We start from the raw sequence: 19,407 nt of genomic DNA, 5'->3' as shown, positions 1-19,407 counted from the left end.
TTGCCCGAACCCGGCGGCCCCATCAGCAGCAGGCTATGACCACCGGCAGCGGCAATCTCCAGCGCCCGTTTGGCACCGAGCTGGCCTTTGACATCCGCCAGGTCCGGGTACTGTGCCGCTGGCGCCAGGGAAGTGGCATGGATACGCGTCCAGCCGTCGCCAGCTTGCTCCGGCACCGTACCCGCCGTCGCGGGCAGAAAATGCTGCACCACGTCGAGCAGATGACGCGCCCGGTACACCTGCGCGGTTGGCACCAGCGCAGCCTCTTCGGCACTGTCCGGTGGTAACACCAGTTGCGTCACCACCTTGCTGGCGTGCAGGGCCAGACTCATGGCCAGGGCGCCGCGTACCGGGCGCAATTCACCCGACAGGGACAGCTCACCGGCAAACTCATGCCCGGCTAGCCGCGCACCGTCGATCTGCCCGCTGGCAGCCAGGATGCCCAACGCAATCGGCAAATCAAAACGCCCGGAATCCTTGGGCAGATCGGCCGGCGCCAGATTGACCGTGATGCGTTTGTTGTTGGGGAACTCCAGCCCCGAGTTCTGAATGGCCGAGCGCACCCGCTCGCGGGCTTCCTTGACCTCGACATCAGCCAGGCCCACCAGCGTAAAGCTCGGCAGGCCATTGGCCAGGTGAACCTCGACCACCACGGCGGCAGCCTCCAGCCCCAGCAAGGCACGACTTTGCACCAAAGACAGACTCATGAGGTTCCCTCGCTAAAAAGGTGCGCACCGGCCGAAAGATGACTCTGGCACATGCACCAAACTGGTGATTACTGGTTTTTTATACAGATATCTTAGCGTAAAGCCGATGCCATGCAAGACCCGGTGCACCCGTCATGTTGTCAAACAGTTGGCACGAACCCTGCTTTATCAGCTCGTCAGCCCATTCATTGGGACAGCTTATGACATCGAACCCTCCGAGTGTGACCCACTCTTCCCAAGCCAAGGAGAACTCATGAAACTTGTCACAGCCATTATCAAACCCTTCAAGCTCGATGAGGTGCGCGAAGCGCTCTCCGGCATTGGCGTGCAGGGCATCACCGTGACCGAAGTCAAAGGCTTCGGCCGCCAGAAGGGGCACACCGAACTTTATCGTGGTGCCGAATATGTGGTGGACTTTCTGCCCAAGGTCAAGATTGAGGCCGCCATTGCCGACACCCTGGTCGACCAGGCGATCGAAGCCATCGAAGGTGCGGCCCGCACCGGCAAGATTGGTGACGGCAAGATTTTTGTCACATCGATCGAACAGGTGATCCGGATCCGCACCGGCGAAACTGGCAACGAGGCGCTGTAACGCATACGACAACCCCCTGAATCGAGACCAACACCATGAAAAAACTACTTGCATCCCTCGCGCTGGGCATGAGTCTGTTGCTTGGCGGCACCCTCTCCATGGCCCAGACGCCCGCCGCACCCGCCGCCTCTGAAGTAGCGCCTGCTGCCGCTGCGCCGGCGTCCGAGGCCGCGCCGGCCGCCGCAGCCGCCAGTGCCGCGTCTGCACCAGCAGCCGGTGCATCCGCGCCTGCAGCGGCTCCAGCACCGGTTCCCAACAAAGGCGACACCGCCTGGATGATGGTCTCCACCTTGCTGGTGATCCTGATGACGGTGCCCGGACTGGCCCTGTTTTATGGCGGCCTGGTGCGCTCCAAGAACATGCTGTCCGTGCTGATGCAGGTGATGGTGACCTTCTCGCTGATCGTGGTGCTGTGGTTTATCTACGGCTACAGCCTCGCCTTCACCGAAGGCAACGCCTTCTTTGGCGGCTTTGACCGGCTGTTCATGAAAGGCATCTGGGACAACGTCGCGGGTTCGTTTGCCAACGGCGCCACCTTCAGCAAAGGTGTGGTCATACCCGAAATCGTGTTCGCCGCCTTCCAGGCGACCTTTGCCGGCATCACCGGGGCGCTGATCGTCGGCGCCTTTGCCGAGCGCATGAAGTTTGGCGCCGTGCTGATGTTCATGGTGCTGTGGTTCACGTTCAGCTACGCCCCGATCGCTCACATGGTCTGGTTCTGGATGGGCCCGGATGCCTACGCTGCCAAGGATGTGGTGGATGCCATGAATGCCAAGGCTGGCTACATCTGGCAGTCTGGCGCTCTGGACTTTGCCGGCGGTACCGTGGTGCACATCAACGCCGCTGTGGCTGGTTTGATCGGTGCCTACATGGTCGGCAAGCGGATCGGTTACGGCAAGGAATCGATGGCGCCGCACAGCCTGACCTTGACCATGGTGGGCGCGTCCCTGCTGTGGGTGGGCTGGTTTGGCTTCAACGCCGGTTCGGCCCTGGAAGCCAACGGTTTTGCCGCCCTGGCTTTCATCAACACTTTCGGCGCCACTGCCGCTGCCGTGTTGGCCTGGTGCATCGGTGAAGCATTGATGCGCGGCAAAGCCTCCATGCTGGGTGCAGCTTCTGGCTGTGTGGCGGGTCTGGTGGCCATCACCCCGGCCGCCGGTAATGTGGGCATCGGTGGCGCGTTGGTGATTGGTTTCCTGTCCGGTTTTGCCGGGCTGTGGGGCGTGAATGGCCTGAAGAAGCTGCTCGGTGCGGACGACTCGCTGGACGTGTTCGGCGTGCACGGCGTCTGCGGCATCTTGGGTGCCATTTTGACCGGTGTGTTCAACAGCCCGGCCCTCGGCGGCCCAGGCTATGTGGCTGACTGGGTGACGGCATCCATGGTGACGGTGGCGGACTACTCCATCGCCTCCCAGGTCTGGGTGCAAACCAAGGCCGTGTTGACCACGGTGATCTGGTCAGGTGTGGTGTCGTTTGTTGCCTACAAGATCGTTGACCTCACCATCGGTTTGCGTGTGCCGGAAGAAGCCGAACGCGAAGGTCTGGACATCTCCACCCACGGCGAAACAGCTTACAGCCGGTAACCGGAACAGGGCAGCCGGCCGTATTGGCCGGCTGCCCGTTTGCGCATTTTTTCCTTGAGAGTTATGCCCACCGCGGCCACTGGCCCCGGTGGGTCTTTTTTTGAGCATCGCCGTCTGGGCAACGGGCACAATCATGCACTCCGTCCATGATCCGAACCGCGCATGAATATCCGGCCCTCCGTCCCCCATACGCCCTGGCAGACCGTTACCCCACATCGCTGCGCCCTGGGTGAATCACCCTTCTGGCATCCACATGAACAGATGCTGTACTGGCTGGACATTGCCGGCCAGCAGATCCTGCGCGCCAACATCTACATGGGCACGGTGGAGACCTGGGCCATGCCCAGCGAACCCGGCTGCATGGCGCCAGCCGAGCGTGGTGGCTTGGTGATTGCCCTGCGCCACGGTGTCTTCCGTGCGCCCGAATGGGGCGGTGCATTACAACAGCTGGCCAGGCTGGACTATGACCCGACCACCCAGCGTGCCAATGACGGCAAGTGTGATGCGCAAGGGCGCTTCTGGGTCGGTACTGTGGATGAGACACGCAGCCGGAAAAACGCCGCGCTGTTCTGCCTGGATGGCCGCGCGGCCCGCGGCGGTGCGCCGCAGGTCAGCTGCCAAATCAGCCCCGGCGCGGGCATGACCACCGCCAACGGCCTGGCTTGGAGCCCGGACAACCGCACCCTGTACTGGGCCGACACCCCCAGCCACACCGCCTGGTCCTGGGACTTTGATGCGGCCAGCGGCGCCATGAGCAGGCAACGTGTCTTTGCCCGTTTTGAACCCAAGCCAGCCGGCTGGCAAACCGCCCCGGATGTCGCACACAACGGCGGCTACGCGGGCCGTCCCGATGGCGCGGCGGTGGATTCCCTGGGTAACTACTGGGTCGCCATGTTTGAGGGTCGGCGTGTCTGCCAGTTTGCACCCGACGGCACGCTATTGGCCGAGTACCCCACCCCGCTGCAATGCCCGACCATGCCCTGTTTTGGCGGCGAAGACCTGAAGACCCTGTATGTCACCAGCGCCAGCCACCACCGCAGTGCGGCTGAGCTGGCAGCTTTCCCCTTGTCTGGCCGCGTGTTGTCGATGCGTGTGGCCGTGCCCGGTCTGCCGGTCCACTTTTATCAGGACTGAGCCACAGGCAGGTCATCATTTTCCGAACACAGGACTTTCAAAAAATTCAAATCCGGCCACGGGTTCCGGTCGTACCATCACAACCCCCTCCCTGAACGCCGCCTGCCATGCCTGCTGCCCTGAAAAACCTGATTGACCCGATTCGCGCTGCGGCTGCGGCCCAAGCACCACTGTGCATCCGCGGCCATGGCAGCAAGGACTTTTATGGCGAACCGCCGCAAGGTGAAAGGCTCGACACCACGGCCTATACCGGCCTTGTCAGCTACGAGCCCAGCGAACTGGTGGTGACGGTGCGTGCCGGCACCCCGTTGGCCGAGCTGGAAGCGGCCCTGGCGGAAAAAGGCCAGTGCCTGGCCTTTGAGCCACCACGCTTTACCGCCAGCGACGGCGTCAGGCAAGGCACTTGCGGCGGCATGGTGGCGGCGGGTCTGAGCGGCCCGGCGCGCGCCAGTGTCGGCGGCGTGCGCGATTTTGTGCTGGGGGTGCAACTGATCAATGGCCGCGGTGAACACCTGACCTTTGGCGGGCAGGTGATGAAAAACGTGGCCGGGTACGACGTCTCGCGCCTGCTGGTGGGCAGCTTGGGCATCCTGGGGGTGCTGACCGAGGTGTCTCTGAAGGTCTTGCCGGTGCCTCCGGCTGAGGCCACACTGGTTTTCCAACTGGGCCAAGACCGCGCCCTGGCCCAATTACACCGCTGGGGCGCCGAACCCCTGCCCCTGAATGCGAGCTGCTGGGTCCGTGACGACACCGCCCGCGGCACGCCCGAGCTGCTGTTTGTGCGCTTGCGCGGTGCCAGCGCCGCCGTCGAGTCCGCCTGCCGCAAGATGCTGCAAGACCTGCCCGGCACACGCATGGACAACACACAGGCCGGCCCGGACTGGACGGCCTGCCGCGACCAGCACCTGCCATTTTTCGACCCGGCAGCACATCCCGACACCGCCCTGTGGCGCCTGAGCCTGCCGCCCACCGCGCCGGTCCTGGACCTGCCCTGGCCGCAACTGGTGGAATGGCATGGCGGCCAGCGCTGGCTGTGGGCACCCGAATCAGCCCGGGTACAGCTGCGCCAGACGGCACACGACGCAGGCGGTTCGGCCACGCTGTTCCGGCCAGCTCATGCTGACGGTGCCGGCACTGGCAACCGTTTTGCGGCCTTGAAGCCGCCCATCAACGACATTCATCAACGCCTCAAGGCCGAGTTTGACCCGGCAGGCATCTTCAACCGCGGCCGCATGTACCCCCATCTGTAAGTCCTCATCATGCAAACCCAACTTGCTCCTCGCTACCAGGGCACCCCCGATGGGCTGACAGCCGAGGCCATCCTGCGCAAATGTGTCCACTGCGGCTTTTGCACCGCCACCTGCCCGACCTACCAGCTACTCGGTGACGAACTTGATGGCCCGCGCGGGCGCATCTACCTGATGAAACAGGTGCTCGAAGGCCACACCCCCACGCGCAAGACCCAGGCCCACCTGGACCGCTGCCTGACCTGCCGCAACTGCGAATCCACCTGCCCCAGCGGCGTGCAATACGGCCACCTGCTCGACATTGGCCGCAAGTTGGTGGACGCACAAGTGCCGCGCCCGGCCGGTGAACGCGCCCTGCGCTGGGCCTTGAAAGAAGGGCTGACCTCGCCGCTGTTTGCCCCCGCCATGGCCGTGGGCCAACAGGTGCGCGCGCTGTTGCCTCAGAGCTTGAAAAACAAGGTGCCCGCCAGACAGCCTGCAGGCGTTTGGCCCACGCGTGAACACGCCCGCAAGGTGCTGGTGCTGGCTGGCTGCGTGCAACCGGCCATGAGCCCCAACATCAACGCCGCCACCGCGCGGGTGTTTGATGCAGCCGGCATCCAGTGCGTAACAGCCGCCAAGGCCGGCTGCTGCGGCGCGGTCAAGTTTCACCTGAACGACCAAGAGGGAGGCATGGCCCAGATGCGTGCCAACATTGATGCCTGGTGGCCGCACATCGATGCGGCAGCGGACCAGGGCGGTGTGGAAGGCATCGTCATCAATGCCTCCGGCTGCGGGGTCACGGTGAAAGACTACGGCCACCTGCTGCGGGACGACCCGGCCTACGCGGCCAAAGCCAAACGCATCAGCGAACTGACCCAGGACGTGAGCGAATGGTTGCCCGAGCTCAGCACCCGTCTGCGCGAGCGCGTCAAACCCGCTGCCCGTCGCATCGCCTTTCACCCACCATGTTCGCTACAGCATGGCATGAAGCTGCGTGGCGGCGTGGAAAAGTACATGACCGAGCTGGGCTTCAATGTGAGAACCACCGGCTGTGAAGCCCACCTGTGCTGCGGCTCGGCCGGCACCTACAGCGTGCTCAATCCCGACCTGTCATACCAGCTGCGCGACCGCAAACTCGGCCACTTGGCCAGCACCTTTGGCGCCGAGACGACTGACCAGATCGCGTCCGCCAACATCGGCTGCATCACCCACCTGCAAAGCGGCACCAGCACGCCGGTGCGGCATTGGATTGAGGTGCTGGATGAGGCGCTGGTCTGACGTCCATCTTGCACTATAAAAATAGGAGCTATTCACGCTTATAAAATGCGGGCTAGAGCCTTATTTCATACTCATCCATCATGACTTTCCCCAACGCCTTTGAAAATCTCAACGTGGTCGCGCAACAGGCCCTGTTGTCTCCGTCAGCCCTGCATGACGCGGTGCCCGCCAGCGAGGCCGCCAGCCGCACCGTCGGCAGTGCACGCAACACCGTCGCCAACATCCTCAAAGGTCAGGACAAACGCCTGCTGGTAGTGGTGGGGCCGTGTTCGATCCACGACATTGCTGCCGCCATGGACTACGCGCGCAAGCTCAAGGCGCTGGCCGAGGAGCTGAAAGACCAGTTGGTTGTGGTGATGCGGGTCTACTTTGAAAAGCCGCGCACCACCGTGGGCTGGAAAGGCCTGATCAACGACCCGCGCATGGATGACTCGTTCCACATCGAAGACGGCCTACAGATCGCCCGCAAGTTGCTGGTCGATTTGAACGACATGGGCCTGCCCTGCGGCACCGAGGCGCTGGACCCGATCACACCGCAGTACCTGGGCGACCTGATTGCCTGGAGCGCGATTGGTGCGCGCACCACCGAGAGCCAGACGCACCGCGAGATGGCCAGCGGCCTCTCCAGCCCGGTGGGCTTCAAGAACGGCACCGACGGCAGCCTGGAAGTGGCGCTCAACGCCATGTTGTCTGCCGCCCAGCCGCACGTGTTTTTGGGCATCAACGGCGATGGCCAAGTGGCGCTGACACAAACCCGTGGCAATGCGTATGGGCACCTGATTTTGCGCGGCGGCGCACAGCCCAATTACGACTCGGTGGCGGTGGCGGAAGCAGAAGCTGCGCTCACCAGGGCGAAACTACCCGCCAACATCGTGGTCGATTGCAGCCATGGCAATTCACGTAAAAACCATGCGCTGCAAAGCCTGGTACTCAAGGATGTGGTGAGCCAGATCGTCGAGGGCAACCAGTCCATCAAGGGGGTGATGCTGGAGTCCAACCTGTTCGAGGGCAACCAGAAGCTGGGCAACCCGGCTGAGCTGCGCTATGGCGTGTCGATCACCGACGCCTGCCTGGGCTGGGATGTCACCGAAGCGAACCTGCGTGAGGCAGCTCAGCGGTTGCGCGCCCTGGCGCGATAGTCACCCGCACACCCGGTTGCGGCCCGACTCTTTGGCACGGTAGAGTGCGGCATCAGCCTGTGCCACCAGGGTTTCGGCGGCGATATCGGTCGTAGGAATGCAGGAGGCCACGCCCAGGCTGATGGTCACCACCGGGCTGACAGGCGACGCAGGATGTGGGATGGCCAGCGCCTCGCAAGCGGCACGCAAGCTCTCTGCCATGGTCATCGCCGCAGCGTGATCGCACCCCGGCATCAGAAAAACCATTTCCTCGCCGCCATAACGGGCGGCCAGGTCGCCGGCCCGCCCCGCCGTCCGCAAAAATACCCCGGCGACCGCGCTCAGGCAGTGGTCACCTTCCACGTGCCCCAGTGCATCGTTGTACAACTTGAAGTTATCAATATCGGCCATCACCACGGCCAGATTGGTCTGGGAGCGGCAGGCACGGCGCCATTCCTCATCCAGCGTGTCATTGAAGCGGCGCCGATTGGCGAGCCCGGTCAACGCATCCACGAACGACAGCCGTGACAGGCGCTCATTGGCCAGCCTCAGCTCCTCGGTACGCTGCGCCACCAGCAGCTCCATTTCGGCATGGCGCGCCCGCAGACCGCGCAAGCGTCGCCTGAACAGGACCACCACAACCGTCACGGCCATGAAAACGGCCATGGCCCTGAACCAAAGGGTTTGGTAGAGATGGGGCTGAACGCTGATCGCCAGCCCCTCATCATCCTCACTCCAGTGCTGACCGTCCAGGGATGCGGCCAGCCGGAATCGGTAGCTGCCGTGGGGCAAAGCAGGGAACGAGACTTCCCGCGTCAGACCGGCATCCACCCATTGCGGCGTGATGCCAACCATCTGGTAACGAAACCGGACACGATCGGCGTGGAGCAGCGTCATGGCGGTGTAACGGATGGTCAATGGCACCGACCCTGGCGGCAGCACCACCCTGGTGCCCGCCGGGCTGCTCACGCCATTGAGCACCACACTCTCCAGACGGGCCAGCGGCGCCGGGCCGGTGCCTGGCAGATGCAGGGGGTCCACAATCACCAGCCCCTTGTTGGAGGGCAGCCAGAGCTTGCCGTCACGGTCCATCGCCCCCGCAGGTTTGACACCACCAGCAAACAGGGTGCTGCGCAGGGCCACACCCTGACCAAACCCCAGGGAGCTGATCCTGTTTTGCCGATGCTCCGCAAAGGCCACCAGTTCAGCACGGGCCACCCGGTAGAAGCCCCGGTTGCAGGTCATCCAGAGGTGGCCGCTGCTGTCCTCCAGAATCGTCTGGGCGGTGCCGTCCCACAGTCCGTCTGCCGGGCGGATACTCACCAGCTGGTCGTTGCGCAGGCGGTTCATGCCCTCGCCACTGGTGCCGATCCACAGGTTGGTATCGGCATCTTCATAGAGTGACATGATCCAGTTCGATACCAGGCCGTCGGCGACGGTCAGGGTTGAAAAGACGCCACCACGATAACGAAACAAACCTTGGCCTGAAGTGCCAAACCATAACGTGCCACGGTGGTCCTCCAGGATGCTGGATGTGACATCCTGCGGTGCCCCCGCATCGTGCACGGCGCGAAAGCCTACCCCGTCAAACCGGGCCAGGCCCGACTGGGTGCCGACCCACACCACGCCCTTGCTGTCCTGGTACAGCACACGCACATCGGGCGTTGGCAGCCCTTGCGCCATGCCATAAGTTTGTATCTTGCCCTGGCGCAGCCGGGTGACGCCACCGGTGTAGCTGCCGATCCAGAGCGAACCATCACGGTCCTCCAGCAGGCTGGAGAGTTCGTTGGTTGGCAAACCGTCTTTGTGGCTCAGGGTGGTGATGCGGCCGTTCTCAATGCGGTTGAGCCCACCGCCGGCAGTCGCCGCCCAGGTGACCCCGTTGCGGGCGTGCAGCACCGAGCGGACGTTGTCGTGGGAAAGCCCCTCGGGCGTGCCCAGGGCATCAAACTGGCGCGGACTGAGCCGGTTCAACCCCGCGACCCAGGTGCCCACCCAGACACTGCCCTCACGATCTGCCTGGATCGACCAGATCTGGTCTCCGGCAAGTCCAGCGGCCGTCGACAGGGAAGTGAACTTGCCACCATGCAGACGGCTGATGCCGGCACCCCAGGTGCCGATCCACAGCGAACCTTGTGCATCCAGCGACAAGGCCGTGAGCTGATCGGTAGGGAGGCCATCGGCCACGGTGTAGGTCGTGATCTGGCCCTGGTGGATGTGCGCCAGGCCACCACCGGCCGTCGCCGCCCAGATACTGCCGTCGGGGTCAGCCAGCACAAAGCGCACTTGCAAATGTGGAAACCCGTTGGCCGGGTTCAGCACCTTGAAGCGGCCTGCCGAAAACGACACCAACCCGCCGCCAGAGGTGCCAATCCACAACACCCCCGCGCGGTCAAAAGCCAGTGTGCGCAGGCGGTTGGTGGGCAGGCCATCGGCTTTTTGGTAGAGCTTGGTGGCCCCTTGGTCCCAGTGCACCAGACCATTTTCGGTGGCTGACCAAACCGAGCCATCGGGGGCCTGGGCGAAAGCGTAGACGCGCTGCCCGGCCGTGACCTCGGTGGAGAAGGCGGGCTGGAAGTGGCCCTGACGGTAGCGTATGGCCCCTTTGCCATGGGCAATCCAGAGTGTTTGCTCGCGGTCTTCCATGAAGCCAAACACGGGCTGGGTCGCCGCCCCGGCCGCCTCGGACACCTCAAAGGTGCTGAAGCGGTGCCCGTCAAACCGGGCCAGCCCGCCAGCGGTTCCCAGCCACAGGTAGCCGTCGCGGGTTTGCTGCAACGCATGGACCAGATCCATCGGCAGTCCTTGTTCGGTCTGCCAGTTGTCCACCTTGTATTGGGTCAGCGCCTTGGCGGTTTCCCCCGCAGCCAGATTGGAAGTCCACGCTGATGGGGCCGCCAGGGCTGCAGCCATGGACAGGACACAAGCCAACCAGACCAGCGGCATGGCCAGCATACGGCTCCTCACTTGGCTCATGCCGGGCGTAGGCGGCCATGGCTTGAGGGAACAATATAACCAGCGAGTCATGTGGCCATTGTCCACAATGTCCGTTCACAAGGGAATGATTTCACGCAAGTACTTGGCTGTTCGGTGATACCGCTGAACAAGCCAGCACAGTCTGGTCCCCGCCATGGCGTCCAGCCGGGAAACAAAGCTTGTTACATATTTTTGGGATTATTTCCCAAAAATATGATCCAATCGCACCTTCAGTTTTGTTGGAGGTGCGTTCATGTCGCTGTGTTTCCGTTTTTTCCACCGCTGGCTGCTTGGGTTTGGCCTGATCGCCGCTGTCTTGGCCCTGCCCGCTTGGGCCGACGAGTTTTTGCCGCCGGAACAGGCATTTGCCTTCTCGGCCAGCACCACCGATGGCCACACGGTGCGCCTGCACTGGACGATTGCGCCCGGCTACCACCTGTACCGTGACCGCATCAGCGTCCAGGCGGATGCTCCCGGTGTGGCTTGGACCCCGCTGGCCTTGCCCGCCGGCATTGACGAGTTTGACAGTAACTTCAACAAGACCATGGCGGTGTATCGACAGGCCGTGGACGTGGAGCTGAAGTTGACTCAGGGCAGCGCCGCCATCCCGCTCACCGTGGGTTGGCAGGGCTGTGCCGATTCAGGCCTGTGTTACCAGCCTGACAGCCGCCAGCTGCAGGTGGCCTTGACCGGGCTGGGCGCCACGCAAAACGGTGTCCAGTATGCGGCCCCAGCCACCACGGACACCACGCCTGCGACGGCGGCGAGCCCCCGCCCCACCCCGGTCGTCATGGTCAGTTCAGAACAAAATATGCCCCTATCCCAGACAAATAAATCATCAGATGCTACAGATTCAATAGCACAAACCCTGGCCTCCGGCAGCCTGCTGCAGACCATGGGCGCCTTCCTGCTGGCCGGCCTGTTGTTGGCCTTCACGCCCTGTGTGCTGCCGATGGTGCCGATCCTCTCGTCGCTGATTGCCGGGCAGAGTGGCCCGGTCAGTCGCGGCAAGGGGTTTGGCCTGGCGCTGGCCTATTCACTGGGTATGGCCCTGGTCTACGCCGGGTTTGGCGTGGCCGCCGGGCTGGCCGGTGAAGGTCTGGCTGCTGCCCTGCAAAACCCCTGGGTGCTGGGTGCGTTCGCCTTGCTGCTGTCCACCCTGGCGCTGTCGATGTTTGGCTTTTATGAGTTGCAGATGCCCAGTGCCATCCAAAGCCGCGCCACCGAGTGGTCCAACCGTTTCCAGGGCGGCTCCTTCATTGGCGTCTTCATCATGGGTGGTGTCTCGGCACTGGTGGTGGGGCCTTGCGTGGCCGCGCCACTGGCCGGTGCGCTGGTGTACATCAGCCAGACCCGCGACGTCGTGCTGGGTGGACTGGCCTTGTTTGCCATGGCACTGGGCATGAGCGTGCCGCTGCTGCTGGTGGGCCTGTCGGCCGGCAGCCTGCTGCCACGCGTCGGCGGCTGGATGGAACGTGTCAAACAGGTGTTTGGCATGATGCTGCTGGGTGTGGCCATCTGGATGGTGTCACCGGTGATTCCTGCTGCGGCGCACATGCTGCTGTGGGCCGCCTGGCTGCTGACTGCGGCCGCCCTGCTGGGCATTTTTGGTGGCGGCAGCCCGCAGCATCCGCACACGCCGGTGGCAGCACGTGCCAGCGGTGCCGGTCTGGCGGCGTTGGCCCTGGTGCTGTTGGTCGGCGCCGCCTCAGGCGGGCAATCCATTCTGCAGCCCTTGAGTCATCTGGCCGCGGCCCAGGCCGGCAGCCTGCCGGGCGCGACGGCGCATGCCGGCCTGAAGTTCGAGCGGGTAGCCAGCGTACAGGCGCTGGATGCCGCGCTGGCCCAGGCCAGGCAGCAGGGCCAGACTGTGATGCTGGACTTCTATGCCGACTGGTGTGTCTCCTGCAAGGAGTTTGAAACCTTTACCTTCAGCGACAGCACGGTGCAAAAACGCCTGGGCAATGTGAAACTGCTGCAGGCCGATGTCACGGCCAACAGCGCTGAGGACAAAGCCCTGCTCAAACGTTTCAGCCTGTTTGGCCCGCCTGGCATCGTCTTTTTTGAAGGCGCCTCGGCCAAGGTGGTGCACAAGGTGGTGGGGTATCAGGCGCCCAAGGATTTTCTGGCTTCATTGAGCAGCGCCAGAATTCTCTGAGCCCCGCCTGCCGGGGGGTGATCGTTCGCCTTGCATGTGGCCAATGATCAAAACGCTTCGACCGGCTCAGTCCGGGCAAAAATGGGTACGCTGCTAAGCCAGATCAATATCAGCGCCACTGGAACGGCGGCACTTGTGCCGCCGACGTCACGTCCGGTGTTCAGTCATGAAACTCCACGGACGTCACTTTCAGCACGTCACCCGCCTTGGTGCCAGACACCTTCACATAGGCCCCCAGTTTGAGGTCAACCGCCTTGCCGTGACTGAACGTCGCTGCCGAGGCATCACAGCGCTGGCCACGCACCACAAAGTCGGCCACGCTGGTGAAAGAGGTGATACTGCCCTTGATTTCGGCCTGGTCCAGGGTCTGCTCGTCTTCAAGCTCCACCTTGGTGGCCTTCAGCACACCGTTGGTCCAGCTGCCGTAGACCTCGACACGAGCACCCACACTGATCTTGGCATTGAGTGGCTGGTAATACGCACTGCTGGCATCCACCTCAAACGAGCCCATGGTGAAACGGCTGGCTGAGGTGATAGCGGTCACATAGGCTTCAATTTCAACTTCGCCTTGCATCTGGCCAGCGGGCAACACCCCCAAGGCTTTGACCGAGTTGACCTCCAGGCTGCCGCCATCAGCGGCCAACACGCCCTGAACCCGCACCAGCGTACCAGCGGACAAGGCCACGGCCTGACTGCCCGTCAGGACGTACCCGTTGAGCAGACGCACACCGTCAGCCACACGCACCATGCCGCTGCTGACCACCTGGGTGTCGGCGGCCTGCACCGCGACACGGGTGGCGCTCCAGTGGGTGCCGTCAGTGCCGGTCTGCAAACCCCACACCGCCACCCGCTGCCTGGCCACCAGTTGGCCGACTGAGCTGACACCCTCAAACACCGTGCTGGTGCCGGTCTGGACCGTCATGCCCGACACCACAAAACTGCTGCTGCCAGATTGGCTCACCATGCCCTGCGCAATGCTCCAGACAGCAATGCTGCTGGCACTGCCCAAGGTCAGGTCCGCCCCACGTTCACCCTGGACCTCGGCCACCATGCCCAAACGCAAATCTGCCGAGGTGACGGTCTGCCCATCCACCTGGACCTGCGCCTGGGTGTCGTCGAATTTGATGCCATTGATGATGACACTGCCAAAACCTGAGATGGAGCCCTGGGCAAACAGAGGTGACCCGGTGCCACCGGTACCTGGCAAGGCAGCCAGTAGTCCACCCCCCCCACCACAAGCGCTCAAGGTCGACCCAGCCAACACCATCCAGGCACGGCGGGTCAAACCTTTGGCAGAAGGATCAAGTGGATTCATGACTTTGCTTTTCTCTTATTCGGTCGGGCGATTGTGGCCTTGGACAACTTGCCCGGCCCTTGCGTTTGTAACGCGTCGAAAAAATACACACCAAACCGCACACGATGTTTGGCCCCCTGGTCCGCCTGACTACGTTGCTCGGCAACCGTGGCGGTCTGCAAAAACTGCTGCAGGGTTGCCGCCCACAATTGCCGCGCCCGGGTCTGCAACTGTTCGGCCTGCTCGGCCGACAGGTCCAGAGAAAACGCACTTTGTTCAAGCATCAGGGGCCCAGACCGGTCTGGCGCCAGATTGTGGACTGCAGCCGCCAGGTGATCACTGACATTGGCAGCCAGGAAGTGGAAGGACTCTCCCAGACCTTCCTTCGGAACGAAGGCATTGGCTTTTAAAACCACGTAACCATCGTCCTGCAAATCCACCACCCCCAGGCGCTCCAGTTCATCCAGCACGGCCCGGGCGCCCACATCGCGGCTGACCTCGGCCACCAGTGTCGTGAAATCAGGCTCCCCCGCCTGGCCACGCTTAGGGGTGCGCGCCAATGGTCGGGCCGTCTGGTCGGCGTTGAGGTAATGCGGGTTACTGATCCAGCGCGCCACCACCGATGCCGCCACGGGCACCATGGGTGTGGCCAGGTCGACCGCTTCGGGGGCTTCACGCAAACGCCGCACATCCTTGCGGTGCACGCCGGTGAGCAGCGCAATGCGGGTGTCCGAGCTGGCTTTGTCATGCAATCCGTAGGCGTTGGCAGCTTCGTCCACCAAGGCCTTTTTGAGCAACTCCAGCATCGACGGCAACTGCAGACCGTGCCCGATCATCAGCCGTGCCAGCGGCTGCAGCACCTGCGCAACGGCCTGGGCTGCCAACGCGGGCTCGGGCAAACCCGCCGCGTGGGCGGCAGATTCAGAAGGGGACGGGTTCTCGCTCATTGATGAATTGTCTGATGCATTGACACCGGATTGTGCCCGAACATTCGGTTACACACAAATTTTCGGGTTTTTTTCCCAAAATTGAAAATTTCCCCCATAATACGAGCACATTTTAATTTTTGGGATTTTTTCCCAAATATTTTCACCTCCATCCACTCACACGGACCTTGTCACTCATGAAAAATCTCTGTGCAAAAGTAGCTGCTCTTTCCCTGGTCGCACTGAGCGGCCTGTCAGCACATGCTGTCGAAGTGGGGCAGGCCGCCCCGACCTTCAATCTGCCCGGGCTTCTGGCGACTGTGGATCTGAGCAACTTCAAGGGCAAAACGGTTTACCTGGATTTTTGGGCCTCCTGGTGCGGCCCCTGCAAACAATCGTTCCCCTGGATGAACGAGATGCAGTCCCGCTATGGCAGCAAGGGGTTGAGCGTGGTGGCCATCAACGTGGACCAGAAAAACGCGGACGCCCGCACGTTTCTGAAAGACACCCCGGCCAACTTCACCGTGGCATTTGATGCCACAGGTCAGACCCCCAAAACCTACGCCATCCGGGGCATGCCGACCTCGGTCCTGATTGGCCCCGATGGCAAGGTACTCAGCGTCCACAACGGGTTCAAGGACGCACAGCGCGAAGAACTCGAAAAACAAATCAAGCAGGCCCTGCATCTGTGATGTGGCAACCAGGTAACACCATGACAAAAACTCTTCTGAATATTTTGGCCATCACTTCCTTGGCCTGGCTCGGTGGTTGCAGCAACCTGGGCCAGGTCAATGCCTGGGAAAAGGGCAACCTGGCCAAACCCGAAATGACCTTTGAAAGCGATCCGCTGGACCAGCGCTTCGTTCAGCACATCTACGGCAGCAAGGAAAACTCCAGCGGTGGTTATGGCGTCGGCGGCGGTGGCTGCGGTTGCAACTGAAAGCGTTCTCATGAAAAAAACAAATACATCCCATTTCTTGCCCGCCAGCGGCGTGTTGCTGGCTTCGCTGGTATTGCCCGGTCTGGCAGCGCTGGTCGCCGCCACGCCCTTGAACGCGTCGGCAGAAAACGCCCCCGAGAAATCCACCATTGCCATCAAATACGGCACCTACAAGGACAGCCAGCCTGGTTGGGACCGGGTGCAAGTGGATGCCCCCCAACTTTATGTTCAGGCGCCCATCGCCGGCGTCTGGGCCTTGGAAGGCTCCTGGGTGGGCGACAGCGTGTCGGGCGCCTCGCCGCGCTGGCACACCCAGACCACTGGTGCCAGCCGCATGAGTGACTACCGCAATGCCGGCGACTTCCGGGTGACCCGTTTTTTCCCGCGCGCCGCCGTTTCGGCCAGCGTGGCGTATTCGAACGAACACGATTACACCTCCAGCGCGATCGGACTGGACGCACGCTGGTCCACGGAAGACAACAACCGGACCTGGACGGTGGGTTATGGCAGTTCCAGCGACCGCATCGACAACACCTACAGCGGTGGTGATGTGGTCAATCAGCGCAAACGCACACATGAGTTCATGGCCGGTGTCACACAGGTTCTTACCCCCTCGGACATTGCGCAATTCAATCTGACACGCAGTTTCGGCGAAGGTTATTACAACGACCCTTACAAGACCTTGGACACCCGGCCAAATTCCCGCAACACCTGGATTGCGCTGGCCCGCTGGAACCATCATGTGGAAAGCTTTGATGCCTCCGTGCACAGTAGCTATCGTTATTACAACGACACGTTTGGCGTGCGCTCCCACACACTGGGGCTGGAATGGGTCCAACCCGCAGGACGATGGACTTTCACGCCGGGCCTGCGTTACTACAGCCAGAGTGCGGCCAGTTTCTACCTGGACCCCATCATGGACGCCCAAGGCAACTATGACGCGCAGGCGGTACTGATGCGTGCCGTCAGCCTCAATGGCCAGAACCAATCCACCGACCAGCGTCTGGCTGCCTTTGGTGCCGTGACCCTGTCGATGAAGGTGGCCTACGCTCTGACGCCCGCCACCACGATTGATTTGAAGGTGGAGGCTTACAAGCAGCGTACCAGCTGGCATCTGGGCGGCTCCGGTAGCCCCGGGCTGGATCCGTTTGACGCTCAGTTTGTCCAAATCGGCCTGACGCACCGCTTCTGAGGACATCCATGAGCCGCTGGCGCACCCTGCGTTTTGATTTTTCAGCCATGGCCTCGCCCTGCAGTGTGCAGATGGATGGCCAGGATGAACGCCTGATGCGTCGAGCGGCTCAGGCGATGATTGCCGAAGTTCAGCGCATCGAGCAAAAATTCTCCCGTTACCGGGAGTCCAGCGTGGTGAGCCGGATCAACCGCGCGGCAGGTCAGCAGTGGGTGGAGGTGGATGCCGAAACCCTGGGACTGCTGGACTTTGCCCAGGCTTTGTGGACCCAGAGTGACGGCCTGTTTGATGTCACCTCGGGTGTCCTGCGCCGGGCTTGGGACTTCAAGAAAGCCGTTCTGCCGGATCAAGGTCAGTTGCAGGCCCTGTTGCCACTGGTCGGATGGCAACATCTGGAACGCAAAGGCCGTCAAGTGCGCCTGACGCGGACCGGCATGGAACTGGATTTTGGTGGTTTTGGCAAGGAATATGCTGCCGATCGGGCCGCCGCCGTGCTGCACAACCACCAGATTTCACACGCTCTGGTCAATCTTGGCGGCGATCTGCATGCGTTGGGGGGCCGTGGGTTGCCGGAAAGCGCCTCTGCGCCATGGCACATCGAGGTTCAGCATCCACGGCCCGATCCTGCCCAACCGCAGGCTCCGTTGGCGTTGCTGCCGCTGACACGTGGTGGACTGGCCACCAGTGGTGATTACGAACGTTTTTTCATCCAGGACGGGCAACGTTATTGCCACATCCTGGATCCGCGCACCGGCTGGCCCGTATCACACTGGCAATCGGTCAGCGTCCTGGCCGCAAACGCGGTGACTGCTGGCGCTCTGGCCACCATTGCCATGCTGAAGGGGCCCGTCGCAACAGATTGGCTGGCTGCACAAAACGTTGACTACCTGATGGTGCAACACGATGGACACAGGGTCCACCACACGCAACAACTACCCCCCTGACAAGTACAGGTCTGGACACCACCACTTCATTGATATCCCGTTTGATTTCCTTTTTTAACCACTCATCACCCAGGAGAACCCCCATGAAAAATACCACTCACCATGTTTCACTCGGCTTGATCGCCGCCGCCGTCGTGACGCTCACTGCCTGCGGCGGAGGTGGTGGCGGCGGCACCGGCACAACAACGCCGGCAAACACATCCACCACGCCAGTGACCACCGCCGTCATGGACGGATTGATCCAGAACGCACTGGTCTGCGCGGACCTCAACAACAACGGCGTGTGCGAAGCCACCGAGCCACAGGGCCGCACCGATGCCAACGGCAAAGTCACGCTGAACATTCCAACCGGATCTTTGGCCAACACACCACTGCTGGCTGTGGTCACAGCCGGTCAGGCCACCGATGCAGATACTGGCCTGGTCACCACCACCTACACACTGAGCACACCGGCTGGCAAACACGGCATCATCAGCCCGCTGACCAGCATGGTGCAAACCAAGATCAATACCGACAAAACCAAAGGCACCACCACCAGCATTGAAGCGGCTGAAGCCTACGTCAAGACCCAGACCGGACTGACCACCATTTCCCTGTTTGATGATTTCGTCAGCAAACGCAGTAGCAGCGCCGATCACGCCAAGGCCGGTGAGGTAGCTCGGGTCTACGTGATCAGCAAGCAAAAAACCATTGGCAATACCACCGCCTGTGCCACCCTACCGGTCACCACGGGACAAGGTGGAAGCCATGACGATGACGGGCATGACGACTCGCACAGCAAAACACAAAGTTCTGGCAATCAAGAGAAAGATCGTGAAAACGACATTGACTCTGATCTGAATGACCATTTGAGCGATATCCGCAAGGCCTCTGACGATGTCGAAAGAACCTGCACCAGCTCAACCGGCAACCGGGTCAAAGACTGCGATGCAGACTTCCACAGCCATGCCCCCATCATGAGCTGCACACCAACACCAACACCAACACCAACACCAACACCAACACCTACACCCACACCAACACCTACACCCACACCCACACCAACACCAACACCAACACCAACACCAACACCAACACCTACACCTACACCTACACCTACACCTACACCCACACCAACACCAGTGGCTCAGACCATCACATTCCCTTCACCAGGCAACCAGACCATCGGTGTAGCCACACCCACGCTGTCGGCAACAGCCAGTTCCGGTTTGGCCGTGACACTGGCCTCCACCACGCCGACGGTCTGTACTGTGAGTGGCACCACATTGACATTGGTGGCAGCGGGAACCTGTACTCTCACGGCCGATCAGGCAGGTAATACGGGCTATGCTGCTGC

15 protein-coding genes and 1 pseudogene are annotated in these 19,407 nt (G+C 62.1%); 12 read left to right on the top strand and 4 right to left on the bottom strand.

The window, feature by feature from the left end; genetic code table 11:
* Window positions 1-707 (bottom strand): magnesium chelatase domain-containing protein (locus tag PHW99_RS02180; RefSeq protein WP_300173385.1); only part of this gene is annotated, 707 nt, incomplete at its 3' end.
* A gap of 253 nt (window positions 708-960) precedes the next feature.
* Between PHW99_RS02180 and glnK the strand changes: the two genes are divergently transcribed.
* The 6 genes from glnK (at window position 961) to PHW99_RS02150 (ending at window position 7,662) form a co-directional block, all read left to right on the top strand.
* On the top strand, window positions 961-1,299 hold the full coding sequence (glnK, locus tag PHW99_RS02175; RefSeq protein WP_300173382.1) for a P-II family nitrogen regulator: 339 nt from the start codon (window positions 961-963) through the stop codon (window positions 1,297-1,299).
* Between the two features lie 35 nt (window positions 1,300-1,334).
* A complete protein-coding gene (gene amt / locus PHW99_RS02170; RefSeq protein ID WP_300173380.1) occupies window positions 1,335-2,882 on the top strand; it encodes an ammonium transporter in 1,548 nt (515 codons plus the stop codon).
* 162 nt (window positions 2,883-3,044) lie between these two features.
* A complete protein-coding gene (locus tag PHW99_RS02165; protein WP_300173378.1) occupies window positions 3,045-4,016 on the top strand; it encodes an SMP-30/gluconolactonase/LRE family protein in 972 nt (323 codons plus the stop codon).
* Window positions 4,017-4,123: 107 nt separating this feature from the next.
* Window positions 4,124-5,266 (top strand): glycolate oxidase subunit GlcE, encoded by a 1,143-nt coding sequence (gene glcE, locus PHW99_RS02160; RefSeq protein ID WP_300173375.1) that lies wholly within the window; start codon window positions 4,124-4,126, stop codon window positions 5,264-5,266.
* A 9-nt stretch (window positions 5,267-5,275) separates the two neighbouring features.
* Entirely contained in the window at window positions 5,276-6,523 is a 1,248-nt protein-coding gene (glcF, locus tag PHW99_RS02155; RefSeq protein WP_300173372.1) for a glycolate oxidase subunit GlcF, read from the top strand.
* Between the two features lie 80 nt (window positions 6,524-6,603).
* Complete coding sequence (locus PHW99_RS02150) at window positions 6,604-7,662, top strand: 3-deoxy-7-phosphoheptulonate synthase (protein ID WP_300173369.1); 1,059 nt, start codon at window positions 6,604-6,606, stop codon at window positions 7,660-7,662.
* Here the strand turns inward: PHW99_RS02150 and PHW99_RS02145 are convergent, their stop codons facing one another.
* Window positions 7,663-10,617, bottom strand: a complete 2,955-nt coding sequence (locus tag PHW99_RS02145) for a two-component regulator propeller domain-containing protein (RefSeq protein WP_300173367.1) — start codon at window positions 10,615-10,617, stop codon at window positions 7,663-7,665. It abuts the gene before it with no gap.
* A gap of 253 nt (window positions 10,618-10,870) precedes the next feature.
* Between PHW99_RS02145 and dsbD the strand changes: the two genes are divergently transcribed.
* Window positions 10,871-12,775 (top strand): protein-disulfide reductase DsbD, encoded by a 1,905-nt coding sequence (gene dsbD, locus PHW99_RS02140; protein ID WP_300173364.1) that lies wholly within the window; start codon window positions 10,871-10,873, stop codon window positions 12,773-12,775.
* Between the two features lie 160 nt (window positions 12,776-12,935).
* Here dsbD and PHW99_RS02135 read toward each other — a convergent pair whose 3' ends face one another.
* Window positions 12,936-14,090: a DUF5666 domain-containing protein gene (locus tag PHW99_RS02135; protein WP_300173362.1), complete on the bottom strand. Its 1,155-nt coding sequence runs from the start codon at window positions 14,088-14,090 to the stop codon at window positions 12,936-12,938.
* Window positions 14,087-15,016, bottom strand: a complete 930-nt coding sequence (locus PHW99_RS02130) for a DUF6502 family protein (RefSeq protein ID WP_300173359.1) — start codon at window positions 15,014-15,016, stop codon at window positions 14,087-14,089. The genes PHW99_RS02135 and PHW99_RS02130 overlap by 4 nt, the downstream gene beginning before the upstream one ends.
* A 176-nt stretch (window positions 15,017-15,192) precedes the next feature.
* Here PHW99_RS02130 and PHW99_RS02125 point away from each other — a divergent pair, with 176 nt between their 5' ends.
* The 5 genes and pseudogenes from PHW99_RS02125 to PHW99_RS02105 form a co-directional block, all read left to right on the top strand.
* Window positions 15,193-15,687, top strand: a complete 495-nt coding sequence (locus tag PHW99_RS02125; protein ID WP_300173357.1) for a TlpA disulfide reductase family protein — start codon at window positions 15,193-15,195, stop codon at window positions 15,685-15,687.
* Between the two features lie 20 nt (window positions 15,688-15,707).
* On the top strand, window positions 15,708-15,935 hold the full coding sequence (locus PHW99_RS02120; RefSeq protein ID WP_300173354.1) for a DUF4266 domain-containing protein: 228 nt from the start codon (window positions 15,708-15,710) through the stop codon (window positions 15,933-15,935).
* A 10-nt stretch (window positions 15,936-15,945) separates the two neighbouring features.
* On the top strand, window positions 15,946-17,127 hold the full coding sequence (locus PHW99_RS02115; protein ID WP_300173351.1) for a DUF3570 domain-containing protein: 1,182 nt from the start codon (window positions 15,946-15,948) through the stop codon (window positions 17,125-17,127).
* Between the two features lie 8 nt (window positions 17,128-17,135).
* Complete coding sequence (locus tag PHW99_RS02110) at window positions 17,136-18,071, top strand: FAD:protein FMN transferase (protein ID WP_300173349.1); 936 nt, start codon at window positions 17,136-17,138, stop codon at window positions 18,069-18,071.
* Between the two features lie 83 nt (window positions 18,072-18,154).
* Window positions 18,155-19,407, top strand: a pseudogene (locus PHW99_RS02105) (hypothetical protein); the annotation flags it as partial.

Source organism: Rhodoferax sp., from assembly GCF_028689305.1.
Taxonomy (GTDB): domain Bacteria; phylum Pseudomonadota; class Gammaproteobacteria; order Burkholderiales; family Burkholderiaceae_C; genus Rhodoferax.
Note: the sequence above shows the minus strand (reverse complement) of the source record. Positions and strands in the feature narration are given on the sequence as shown.

Coding starts and splice junctions, on each gene's coding strand:
- glnK (WP_300173382.1), top strand. CDS start 961: ATGAAACTTGTCACAGCCATTATCAAACCCTTCAAGCTCGATGAGGTG.
- amt (WP_300173380.1), top strand. CDS start 1,335: ATGAAAAAACTACTTGCATCCCTCGCGCTGGGCATGAGTCTGTTGCTT.
- PHW99_RS02165 (WP_300173378.1), top strand. CDS start 3,045: ATGAATATCCGGCCCTCCGTCCCCCATACGCCCTGGCAGACCGTTACC.
- glcE (WP_300173375.1), top strand. CDS start 4,124: ATGCCTGCTGCCCTGAAAAACCTGATTGACCCGATTCGCGCTGCGGCT.
- glcF (WP_300173372.1), top strand. CDS start 5,276: ATGCAAACCCAACTTGCTCCTCGCTACCAGGGCACCCCCGATGGGCTG.
- PHW99_RS02150 (WP_300173369.1), top strand. CDS start 6,604: ATGACTTTCCCCAACGCCTTTGAAAATCTCAACGTGGTCGCGCAACAG.
- PHW99_RS02145 (WP_300173367.1), bottom strand. CDS start 10,617: ATGAGCCAAGTGAGGAGCCGTATGCTGGCCATGCCGCTGGTCTGGTTG.
- dsbD (WP_300173364.1), top strand. CDS start 10,871: ATGTCGCTGTGTTTCCGTTTTTTCCACCGCTGGCTGCTTGGGTTTGGC.
- PHW99_RS02135 (WP_300173362.1), bottom strand. CDS start 14,090: ATGAATCCACTTGATCCTTCTGCCAAAGGTTTGACCCGCCGTGCCTGG.
- PHW99_RS02130 (WP_300173359.1), bottom strand. CDS start 15,016: ATGAGCGAGAACCCGTCCCCTTCTGAATCTGCCGCCCACGCGGCGGGT.
- PHW99_RS02125 (WP_300173357.1), top strand. CDS start 15,193: ATGAAAAATCTCTGTGCAAAAGTAGCTGCTCTTTCCCTGGTCGCACTG.
- PHW99_RS02120 (WP_300173354.1), top strand. CDS start 15,708: ATGACAAAAACTCTTCTGAATATTTTGGCCATCACTTCCTTGGCCTGG.
- PHW99_RS02115 (WP_300173351.1), top strand. CDS start 15,946: ATGAAAAAAACAAATACATCCCATTTCTTGCCCGCCAGCGGCGTGTTG.
- PHW99_RS02110 (WP_300173349.1), top strand. CDS start 17,136: ATGAGCCGCTGGCGCACCCTGCGTTTTGATTTTTCAGCCATGGCCTCG.